Source organism: Synechococcus sp. GFB01 (assembly GCF_001039265.1).
Taxonomy (GTDB): domain Bacteria; phylum Cyanobacteriota; class Cyanobacteriia; order PCC-6307; family Cyanobiaceae; genus NIES-981.
Genome location: NZ_LFEK01000113.1, coordinates 1 through 9,848, shown reverse-complemented (window position 1 = coordinate 9,848; position 9,848 = coordinate 1). Strand labels below are relative to the sequence as shown.

The 9,848-nt window shown below is 70.3% G+C and carries 11 protein-coding genes and 2 pseudogenes; 4 read left to right on the top strand and 9 right to left on the bottom strand.

What is annotated here, in order from left to right; translation table 11 throughout:
* The 4 genes from SYNGFB01_RS11105 to glsA all read left to right on the top strand — a co-directional run.
* Positions 1–313: sodium/glutamate symporter (locus tag SYNGFB01_RS11105; RefSeq protein ID WP_304413515.1), on the top strand; the 313-nt coding region annotated here is incomplete at its 5' end.
* Between the two features lie 98 nt (positions 314–411).
* Positions 412–1,017, top strand: a complete 606-nt coding sequence (locus SYNGFB01_RS11100) for a PAP/fibrillin family protein (RefSeq protein WP_048018079.1) — start codon at positions 412–414, stop codon at positions 1,015–1,017.
* A 130-nt stretch (positions 1,018–1,147) separates the two neighbouring features.
* Positions 1,148–1,900, top strand: a complete 753-nt coding sequence (locus SYNGFB01_RS11095) for a 20S proteasome subunits A/B (protein ID WP_048018074.1) — start codon at positions 1,148–1,150, stop codon at positions 1,898–1,900.
* 5 nt (positions 1,901–1,905) lie between these two features.
* Positions 1,906–2,904, top strand: coding sequence for a glutaminase A (gene glsA, locus SYNGFB01_RS11090; protein WP_048018078.1), 999 nt, complete (start codon positions 1,906–1,908; stop codon positions 2,902–2,904).
* A gap of 96 nt (positions 2,905–3,000) precedes the next feature.
* Here glsA and SYNGFB01_RS16535 read toward each other — a convergent pair whose 3' ends face one another.
* From SYNGFB01_RS16535 to SYNGFB01_RS11050, 9 genes and pseudogenes are all read right to left on the bottom strand, one after another.
* Positions 3,001–3,315 (bottom strand): J domain-containing protein, encoded by a 315-nt coding sequence (locus SYNGFB01_RS16535; RefSeq protein WP_053068467.1) that lies wholly within the window; start codon positions 3,313–3,315, stop codon positions 3,001–3,003.
* 561 nt (positions 3,316–3,876) lie between these two features.
* Positions 3,877–4,425 carry a hypothetical protein gene (locus SYNGFB01_RS11080; RefSeq protein ID WP_048018077.1) on the bottom strand — a complete coding sequence of 183 codons (549 nt, stop codon included), beginning with the start codon at positions 4,423–4,425 and terminating at the stop codon, positions 3,877–3,879.
* 37 nt (positions 4,426–4,462) lie between these two features.
* Entirely contained in the window at positions 4,463–4,849 is a 387-nt protein-coding gene (locus tag SYNGFB01_RS16530) for a DUF952 domain-containing protein (protein ID WP_369795555.1), read from the bottom strand.
* Positions 4,850–4,939: 90 nt separating this feature from the next.
* A pseudogene (locus tag SYNGFB01_RS16525) lies at positions 4,940–5,484 on the bottom strand (glutathione S-transferase N-terminal domain-containing protein); the annotation flags it as partial.
* Positions 5,477–6,484, bottom strand: coding sequence for a rhodanese-related sulfurtransferase (locus SYNGFB01_RS11070; protein WP_048018073.1), 1,008 nt, complete (start codon positions 6,482–6,484; stop codon positions 5,477–5,479). The gene SYNGFB01_RS11070 and the pseudogene SYNGFB01_RS16525, both read right to left, overlap by 8 nt.
* 5 nt (positions 6,485–6,489) lie before the next feature.
* On the bottom strand, positions 6,490–7,473 hold the full coding sequence (bioB, locus tag SYNGFB01_RS11065; RefSeq protein WP_048018072.1) for a biotin synthase BioB: 984 nt from the start codon (positions 7,471–7,473) through the stop codon (positions 6,490–6,492).
* A 42-nt stretch (positions 7,474–7,515) separates the two neighbouring features.
* The gene (locus tag SYNGFB01_RS11060; RefSeq protein WP_048018071.1) at positions 7,516–8,304 is read right to left on the bottom strand and encodes an isoprenyl transferase; all 789 of its coding nucleotides are present in this window, start codon (positions 8,302–8,304) and stop codon (positions 7,516–7,518) included.
* Positions 8,301–9,131: a diadenylate cyclase CdaA gene (cdaA, locus tag SYNGFB01_RS11055; protein ID WP_369795554.1), complete on the bottom strand. Its 831-nt coding sequence runs from the start codon at positions 9,129–9,131 to the stop codon at positions 8,301–8,303. The genes SYNGFB01_RS11060 and cdaA overlap by 4 nt, the downstream gene beginning before the upstream one ends.
* 21 nt (positions 9,132–9,152) lie before the next feature.
* Positions 9,153–9,848 (bottom strand): annotated as a pseudogene (locus SYNGFB01_RS11050) (diaminopimelate decarboxylase); the annotation flags it as partial.

Sequence of the window (9,848 nt, the reverse complement as noted above, 5' to 3'; positions counted from 1 at the left end):
GTTGTGGACGCTCCAGGGACTGGGCGGGCCGCTGCTGCTGATCCTGGCGGTGCAGTTCCTGATCGCCTTCGCCTACGCGCTTCTGGTCGTGTTCCGGGTCATGGGCCGCGACTACCAGGCCGCCGTGATCTGCGCCGGCTTCGGCGGCTTCTCGATGGGAGCCACGCCGACGGCGATGGCCAACATGGCCGCCGTCACCCAGACCTACGGCCCGGCCGAGCGGGCCTTCCTGATCCTGCCCCTGGTGTCGGGCTTCTTCGTGGACATCACCAACTCGCTGGTGATCCAGAGCTTCATCAGCTGGCTGGGCTGAACGCAGCCGCCGTGCCCGGTGGCCTCCGATGGGTCGCCGGAGCCTCGGATCGGCCAGGCTGCGGCCAGCATGGCACCGGTGTGCTCCTGGTTGCCCCGATGCCGGAACCGATCCCGCCCCCGGGCGACCCCGCCCAGCCCCGCCTGGAGCTGCTGACGCTGCTGCGGGAAGGAGGTCGGGGCGCCGCCAACCGCCAGGGGGAACGGGTGCGCCAGCTGTTCGTCACTCTGGAGCGTGCCACCCCGGCCGATCTGACCGCCCCCGGAGCCCTGGAGCTGCTGGAAGGGGTGTGGGAGCTGCGCTGGAGCAGCAGCAACAAGCCCTACCTCGCGGTGGCCCCCTGGTTCGAGAACCTGCAGCTGCTGGCTCCATCCCAGGGACGAGCGATGAACCTGCTGCGGCTCGCCGGGCCGCTCGGCCCGCTGGCCGCCATCGCGGTGGAGGCCGCCATCGCGGTGAACGCCAGCGAGGTGAACACCAGCCAGCGGGTGCAGGTGCGCTTCCAGCGCGGCGGCTGGCTGGGCCCACGGCTGGGCGACACCCGGCTGCAGCTGCTGCGCNGGGTTCGGCAGCCCTTCCCGGCCTGGCTGGACATCACCGTGCTCGACGGGGAGCTTCGCCTCTGCCGCGGCAACGCCGGCACCCTGTTCGCGCTGTTGAGGCGCACCGATCTCTCCCCGGAGGACCTGCTGCCACCGGCCTGAAGGCGCTGCCGGCGGTCGCCCCTGGCACCGCGCAGCGTCCGGAAGCCGCATCGACGAACGGTGTGATCCAGACTTCCTCCCTACGCTTCGCCGGTTCCCGCCGGCAGTGCCTCCCGCCCGAATCCCAGCGATGACCTACTGCGTTGGCTACTGGCTGGAGGAGGGGCTGGTGATGGTGTCCGACTCCCGCACGAACGCCGGGGTGGACTACATCTCCACCTACAGCAAGATGCATGTCTTCCAGCCGGCACCCGACCGGCTGTTCGTGCTGATGGCGGCCGGCAATCTGGCCACGACCCAGGCCGTGGTGAGCTGGATCCGCCGCGACCTGGAACGCAGCTTCGAGAGCGGGAATGCGGCCAGAGGTGATCTGCGTCACTGCGACTATCTGTTCGAAGCCGCCGCCTATGTGGGGCAGGTGAGTGTGGCGGTGCAGAAGCAGAACCAGGAGGCGCTGCGCAGCGTGGGCGCCAGCTCGGAAGCCACCTTTATCCTCGGCGGACAGATCGGCGCTGAACCCCATGGGCTGTATCTGATCTATCCCCAGGGGAACGCGATCATGGCCACCCGCGACACCCCGTACCTGCAGATCGGCGAGAGCAAATACGGCAAACCTCCGCTCGACAATGTGGGCCACACCCATCTGAGCCTCGATGATGCCGCCAGGTTGTGCATCATGTCGCAGGTGCTCACGCAGCGCTCCAATCTCAGCGTGGGGCCGCCTTTCGAACTGGTGGTGATTCCAGCCGGCAGTCTCTCCATCGCGGAGCAGTTGAAGCTCGAAGCCGATGACCCGATGCTCACCGCCATGATCGATACCTGGAGTGACGCGCAGCGTGAGGCGCTGTACAGGCTGCCCCGCTTTCCCTGGGAGACCCGGTGAGCGCCATGGCATCGCCGTGGGTGTCCACCGGACACCTGCCCAGCGCGGAGGTGGTGGGGAGCCTGGTCGAGGAGGCGCACGCCCGCTTCTGCGGCATCAGCGACGGCACCGTTGCCGACTACATTCCGGCGCTGGCCACCGCATCCCCCCTGAGCTTCGGGATCTGCGTTGCGGCCACCGATGGTGCGCTCTTCAGCGCCGGGGATGTGGCGGTGCCCTTCAGCATCCAGAGCCTCTCCAAGCCGTTCCTGTTCGCGCTGGTATGCGGGGCGATCGGCGAACAGGTGGCGCGCGAGACGCTGGGGGTGAACAGCACGGGATTGCCGTTCAACTCCGTGCTGGCGGTGGAGCGCAGCACCGAGGGGCTCTCCAATCCGATGGTGAACGCCGGCGCGATCGCCGCCACGAGCCTGGTGCCCGGCACCAGCACCGGGGAGAAGTGGCGCTTCATCCAGGACGGACTGTCGCGCTTCGCGGGCCGCGGGCTGGAGATCGATGGGAGGGTCTACGACTCCGAGCAGGCCACGAACTTCAGCAATGAGGGCATCGCCAGCCTGCTGAGCGCCCATCAGCAGCTGGGATGTGATCCGACCACGGCGATCGACCTGTACACCCGCCAGTGCTCGCTGCTGGTGACGGCCAGGGATCTGGCGCTGATGGCCTGCACCCTGGCCAACGGGGGCCGCCAGCCCCTGAGTGGTGAGCAGGTGATCGAACCGCTGATCTGCCGGCGCGTGCTGGCGGTGATGGTCACCGCCGGGCTGTACGAAACCTCGGGTGACTGGCTCTATCAGATCGGCCTGCCGGGCAAGAGCGGCGTGTCGGGCGGGATGATCACGGTGGCGCCGGGCAAGGGGGCGCTGGCCACCTGGTCCCCACCGCTCGATGAGGCCGGCAACAGCGTGCGCGGCCAGCTCACCGCCCAGTTCCTCTCCGAACGGTTGGGCCTGAACCTGTTCGATTCACTGCCCAGCGCGGCACGTTCTGCGGCCCCACCGGACTGATGCCAACCCCGGGGATCCCGCTGCTGATGGCGCCGGCGGGCAACGCCGCTGCTTGGGAGGACGGCAGATCCAGCAGCTGTGCGGCGTCCAGCACGATCACGGCGAGCCGAGCAGCAGGCGGTAGGCGGCATCGAGGCGGTGAAAGGCCGCCACATCGCCGCCCAGATCNGGGTGGTGGGCCTTGGCCAGCCTGCGATAGGCCCGTCTGATCGCCTCGGGGCTGGCGCCGGGCTCGAGACCCAGCTCGGCAAGCGCGGCGCGACGGGGATCGAGACCAACCGCCCTCGAGGGCTGGGGAGCGCTNGCGCTGCTGCCGGCTGCGGCTGTGGNTCTCAGTGCGGGTGCCGCGTTGCCNGTTCCAGCCGATGCAGCAGCTCGGTCACCACCCGTTGCGGGTCGGCGCTGAGCCACTCCGGCGCACGCTGTCCATACAAAGCGAAGGCCGCCCGCACGACCCAGCGCACCCGGCTGTGGGGACCGCGCAGCGCCTCGGCCAGCTCCGTCCCCAGGCCGGGGCAACGCCGATCGAGCTCCTCCTCCAGCTCCAGGCCCGGATTCCACCAATGGCGGCGCTGCTGCTCGATCAGCTCCCGCAGCCCNCCNNGGGGGCCGATGCGCAGGCTGCGCCACTGGGGATGGGTGGCCATCCTCTGGCCCCACCGCTCCACCTGATCGGCCGTGATCCCGTGGCTCATGCCGGTGGTCACGCGGCTGCGAGCGCTCGTCTCCGCTGCGTCCGACCGAGGGCGCCGGCGCAAAGCCAGGGCCTGGAGCTCGAGCTGCTGCTGCAGCCTCCGCACCTCACGCCGCAGGGCATCGTTTTCGGCCTGCAGGGCCTCGAGACTGCCGGTCACGGGGCTGGCACCCATCGGGGCACTGCCTCCGGCAGATCGCCAGCGGCGGGGATCGAAACCCATCCGGGCCNGGGCGGTNGAAGGCCAANGCCCAGTCTCGCGGAGCGCAGGCGGGCCCTCAGTCGCTCCAGCGCCGCTGGCCACGCACCTCCAGAGCCGCCAGCCTGAGGGCGCTGCGGTGCAGGCCCTCGACGCAGTCGCCATGCATCAGCAGGCCGGCACCGCCCCAGAGCAGTCGGGCGGGCAGATCGGCCGGCCCGGCCCCGAGCTCCCGCACCGGGGTGAACCCCAGCCGGCGGAAATACCGCACCAGTCGGCGGTGCTGCCGCTCGCCGTCGTGGATCGCCAGCAGACTGGCCCGACGGCAGGGGGTGGACTCCAGGGCCCAGGCGAAGGTTGCCGCCCAGATCAGGGAACCCACGTCGATGCTGTCTTCGCCCTGAACGCGCATCGTGTCGAGCCGCAGGCCATCGGCAAGCGGCAGGGCCCACCCCTTGAGCTCACCCAGCAGCTGCAGCGGCGAATCGGGGTCGGCCGGAACGCGGTGTCGTGCCACGCCCACCCGCAGGGTCCAGACCATCCCCGCGGGACGACGCACCTGGAGGCGCAGCAGCAGGCTCCGCCGGCGGGCCTCCCCGTCCAGATCGGTGAGGGTCGGCAGGCTGATCACTCCAGCGGCCCACCGCCCATAGGATGGCACAAGGCTATTGCCGGATGTGTGAGGGCTGCCACGGCTCAGCCAGCAGCACCGCGTGCAGCGGAAGGGCCCCGTAGAGATGGGGAAAGCGGTCACCGTTGGGTGGGGCCTGCTCGTAGCGCAGCTCGAGGCCGGCCGCGGCCAGGTGCTGCGGGTCGAGGATGAGCAGAAGCAGCTCGTCGGCGCTCAGGTCGTCGTAGAAGCTCTCGGCGGTGCCCTGCAGCTGGTGGGCGCTGCTCAGATGAATGAACCCCACCTCCTCCAGCGAACGGCCGCGGGTGGAGCGTCGGTAGACCCCTTCGCCGCAGGCCGCCTGCCATTCCCGCCGCAGGGCCAGGTGATAGAGCCAGCTGGGCGAGCGCCAGGGGGAGCGCTCGGCCCAGGGGTGCTCCATCACAGCCCCCAGTTCAGGCCCCGCCAGAAAGCGCGCCAGCCAGGCCCGCANGGGGGACAGTCCCGGCTCGGCATCGAAGCCCGTCGGATCGGTCAGTCGGAACTGGCGCACGAACGGCAGCAGGGCCCAGTCGGCCAGCGAAGGCCGCTCGCCTAGCAGCCAGCCGCCGTGCTCCAGCCGCCAGCTCCAGCTCTGCAGCAGCACCAGGGCTGAGCTGTGGTGGAAGGAACGCTCGGCCGGCCCAGCGGTGCCGAAACGGTCGGGATAGCGGAAGCGATCGAGGTGGTGCTTGAAGGGCCCGTCGTTGGTGGCGATCAGCTCCGCCATGACGGCCTGTTCGGCTGCGCTCCAGCCGGTGAGCCAGCCGCCGGGATCGCGCCGCTCCAGGGCCCAGTGCATCACCTCCAGACTCTCCTCGATCACCCGCTCGCCATCCACCAGCACCGGCACCGTGCCCTTCGGCGAAGCCGTAGCAGCTCCGGCGGCCTGGCCCTGAGGCTCACCTCCCGCAGCTCCAGATCCACCCCCGGCCGCAGTCCAGCCGCCGCCAGGGCCAGACGCGCCCGGATCGCGTAGGGGCAGCGGCGGAAGCTGTACAGCACCAGCCCGGCAGGAGTCGCCGCCGGCTCAGCCATCGGCAGCTGCATGGGCCGACGGCATCACCGCCCCGAGATGGGCCGCGCCGCGGCAGCGGGCTCGCTCCAGCTGACGCTGGCGCTCGCCGAACCGCTGCCGATCAGCCTCGCTGAAGCGATCGAGGCAGTGGCGGCAGCTCACCCCTTCCACATAGCTCTCGAGCTGGCGGTCCGACGCCGAGAGCGGCAGGCCGCAGGCATGGCAGAGGCTGTGCTCGCCGGCCTCGAGGCGATGTTTCAACGCCACCCGCTGATCGAACACGAAGCACTCGCCGCGCCAGCTGCTGCGCTCCTCCGGGATCTCCTCGAGGTAGCGCAGGATTCCTCCCTGCAGGTGATGCACCCCCTCGAAACCCTGCTGCTGCAGATAGGCCGTGGCCTTCTCGCAGCGGATGCCGCCGGTGCAGAACAGCGCGATCGCCCGGGGCCGGCACTGCTCCACCAGGGGGCGCAGCTGCCTCTCCACCCAGACGGGGAAGTCCCGGAAGCTGTCGGTGCCCGGGTCGATGGCCCCTTCGAAGCTGCCGATCGCCACCTCGTAGGCGTTGCGGGTGTCGACCACCAGGGTGCCCGGATCCCGGATGAGTGCATCCCACTCCCGGGGCGGCACATGGGTGCCCAGCGACGAGGCCAGATAGGGCTGCACGCTGGGCAGGCCCAGGGTCACGATCTCGCGCTTGAGCCGGACCTTGAGCCGATGGAAAGCCTGCTGCCCTGCCCGGCTGAACCTGACCTCCAGCCGCTCCAGTCCCGCCCTTTTGCGCAGGTGTTGCAGAACCGCCTCGACGCCCGCGTCAGGGCCGCAGATCGTGCCGTTGACACCCTCAGGCGCCAGCAGGATCGTGCCGCGCACCGCCCGGGCGGTGGCCAGCTTCAGCAGCCCGCGCCGCAGAACCGGCGGATCCTGCAGCGCCGCGAAGCGGTAGAAGGCGGCCACCAGCAGGCCCGGGTCAGGATCCGCACCAGGCCGGGGCACGGCTTCGATCTCCGCAGGCGCCATCCCGCTCAGACGCAGGCCCCCTGTTCCGACTCCGCCCACAGCTGCACGCCGGCGGCGGCCAGCAGCTCCCGGTCGGCCTCCACGGCAGGGTTGCTGGTGGTGAGCAGGGTGTCGCCGTAGAAGATCGAATCGGCGCCGGCCAGCAGGCAGAGGATCTGGGCCTCGCGGCTGAGCTGCTCGCGCCCGGCGCTCAGCCGCACACGCGAATGGGGCATGAGGATGCGGGCGGTGGCCACCATCCGCACCAGTTCCAGCGCATCCACCGGGGGCTGCTCCTCCAGCGGTGTGCCCTCCACCGCCACCAGGGCATTGATCGGCACGCTCTCGGGGTGGGGATCGAGCGAGGCCAGCACCTGAAGCAGGCCGGCCCGGTCATCGAGACCCTCGCCCAGGCCGATGATGCCGCCGCAGCAGAGCGTGATGCCGGCGCGGCGCACCCGCTCCAGCGTCTCGAGCCGCTCCTGGTAGGTGCGGGTTCCGATGATGCGGCCGTAGTGCTCTGGGCTGGTGTCGAGGTTGTGGTTGTAGGCCGTGAGACCTGCCTCAGCCAGGCGGACGGCCTGGGTGTCGGTGAGCATTCCGGCGGTGACACAGGCCTCAAGGCCCATCTCCCGCACACCGCGCACCATCGCCAGCATGGCCTCGAAGGGAGCCCCCTCGCGGATCTCCCGCCAGGCCCAGCCCATGCAGAAGCGCTCGGCACCGGCCTGCTTCGCCGCCCGCGCGCGCTCCAGCACCGGCTCCACCGCCAGGTCGGGCCGACCGCTCACGTCACTGCTGTGATGCATCGACTGGGGGCAGTAGGCGCAGTCCTCTTCGCAGCCGCCGGTCTTGACGCTGAGCAGCGACGCCAGCTGGACGCGATAGCCGGGGTTGGCCTCACGGTGGACGCCCTGAGCCCGCCAGAGCAGCTCCATCAGCGGCAGCTCCAGCAGAGTGCGGATCTCGCTGCGGCTCCAGTCGTGCCGGGTGGGGATGGCGGGAGTCAAGGGCGGGCGGGCAGGCGGGGTGGGCGGCTGGTCGCAGGGTCGTCAACCGAGCGGATCGACGCCGCCGAAGCGGCGCTGGCGACCCTGGTAGTCGAGCAGGGCGGCCAGCAGGGCGGCCTCGTCGAAATCGGGCCAGAGCACCTCGGTGATGTGCAGTTCGGCATAGGCCAGCTGCCACAGCAGAAAATTGCTGATGCGCTGCTCGCCGCTGGTCCGGATCAGCAGATCGGGATCGGCCTCGCCGGCCGTGTGCAGTTCGGCGGCGAAGGCGGTCTCGTCGATCTGGTCGGGATCGAGCTCTCCCCGTGCCACCCGCTGCGCCAGCAGGCGTGCCGCCCGCACCAGCTCGGCGCGACCGCCGTAGTTGGTGCAGACGTTGAAATGAATGCCGGTGTTGGTCGCGGTGCGGGCCGTGGCCTCGGCGATCAGTTCCTGCAGGCGGGTCGGCAGCGGCTCGAGATCACCGAGGAAACGAATCCGCACCTGCTCCTGCTCGAGGGCTCCGAGCTCCCGCTGCAGCACCCGCTCGAACAGGGTCATCAGGAAACTGACCTCCTCGCCGGGCCGGCTCCAGTTCTCGGTGGAGAAGGCATAGGCGGTGAGCGCCCCGATGCCCCAGTCGCTGCAGCGCCGCAGGGTGCGCTTGAGCGCTTCCACGCCCTGGCGATGGCCCATCACCCGGGGCAGGTTGCGCTGCCGGGCCCAGCGCCCGTTGCCATCCATGATCACCGCCACATGCCGTGGCAGACGGGCGGGATCCAGCGGCACTGGAAGGCTCGCCGACCGCGTGACGGGTGCTTGGTTGAAACCGGACACCAGGGCGCGACTCATGCGCGGGATTCCGGCGCGTCTCTGGCCACGCTACGACCAGCCGGAAGCGTGAGCGCACGGCTGAGCAGGTCATGCAGGCGGCTGCTGGTGATCGGGCGCTCCAGGCGGCCCTGGCTGGCCAGCGAGAGGGTGCCGGTTTCCTCGGACACCACGATCGCCAGACAGCGGTCGAACCGTTCGGTGAGCCCGAGGGCGGCCAGGTGCCGGGTGCCGTAGCGATTCAGCCCCTGGCGCGACAGGGGCAGGATCACCCCGGCGGCCACGATCCGATTGGCCTTCACCAGAACGGCGCCGTCATGCAGAGGGGTGTCGGCCGCGAAGAGGTTGAGGAGCAGATCCACCGAGAGCTGGGCATCGATGCTGATCCCGGGGTTGAGAAAATCCTCCGGTCGCAGGTCGGAGCCCAGATCCACCACGATCAGGGCACCGCGACGGGTCTGGGAGAGCCGACCGGCCGCCTCGCTGAGCACCGCCACNGCACCGGAGGCGAGTTGATCACGGCTGCGATTTCCGAACAGCGCGCCGAAGCGTCCGGTGCCGAGCAACTCCATCAGGCGCCGCAGCTCCCCCTGCCAGAGGATGGCCAGAGCAAGGCTGCAGGCCAGCACCAGGGCATCGACCAGCTTGGTGGTGAGGGGCAGATTCGCGTAGCGCTGCACGAACCAGGCGAGCGCCACGAGCAGCAGGTAGCCGCGCAGCAGCCAGATGGTGCGGGTCTCGGTGACGCCTCCGAGAACAACCACTCCAAGGGCGGTGGCGAGAAGCAGGTCGAGCACCAGGCGCAGATCCAGCAGCCGAAGCCAGTGATCCAGCGACGGCGCGCCCACGGTCTGCCCCAACCCTGCCGGTCAGGGTACCGGTTGAAGCCGGGCTGGCATCACGTCGTACCGCAGCAGATCCTCCGGTTGCTCCCGGCGTTGCACCAGGTCCGCCAGCCCGTCGTGCACCAGCACCGCAGCCGGCCGCGGGATGCGGTTGTAGTTGGAAGCCATCGAGGCGTTGTAGGCACCGGTGGCCAGCACCGCCAGGATCTCGCCGCTGGTGGCCGGCGGCAGGGAGGCGTCGCGCAGCAGCACGTCGCCCGATTCGCAGTGCTTGCCGGCGACGGTCACGGTCTCGGTGGCCTCGGCGCCGGGGCGGTCGGCCAGCAGGGCGGTGTACTGCGACTGGTAGGTGATCGGCCGGGGGTTGTCGCTCATACCGCCATCCACCGAGAGATAGGTGCGGATGCCGGGGATCTCCTTGCGGCTGCCGATCTCGTAGAGGGTCACGCCGGCGGTGGCCACCAGCGAACGGCCGGGTTCGCAGAGCAGGCGGGGGAGCTCGAGACCACGCTCGCCGCAGGCAGCGGCCACGGCCTGGGCCACCGTGCGCACCCAGTCCTGGATCGAGGGCGGATCGTCGGAAGCCACGTAGCGGATGCCCAGGCCGCCGCCCACGTTCAGGTCCGTCACAGGATGCCCGAGGGTCCGGGCCCGCTGCAGAGCGTCGGCCATCACACCGGCCAGATCACGGTGGGGCTGGAGCTCGAAGATCTGGGAACC

Coding starts and splice junctions, on each gene's coding strand:
- SYNGFB01_RS11095 (WP_048018074.1), top strand. CDS start 1,148: ATGACCTACTGCGTTGGCTACTGGCTGGAGGAGGGGCTGGTGATGGTG.
- glsA (WP_048018078.1), top strand. CDS start 1,906: ATGGCATCGCCGTGGGTGTCCACCGGACACCTGCCCAGCGCGGAGGTG.
- SYNGFB01_RS16530 (WP_369795555.1), bottom strand. CDS start 4,849: ATGGAGCACCCCTGGGCCGAGCGCTCCCCCTGGCGCTCGCCCAGCTGG.
- SYNGFB01_RS11070 (WP_048018073.1), bottom strand. CDS start 6,484: ATGGCGCCTGCGGAGATCGAAGCCGTGCCCCGGCCTGGTGCGGATCCT.
- SYNGFB01_RS11060 (WP_048018071.1), bottom strand. CDS start 8,304: ATGAGTCGCGCCCTGGTGTCCGGTTTCAACCAAGCACCCGTCACGCGG.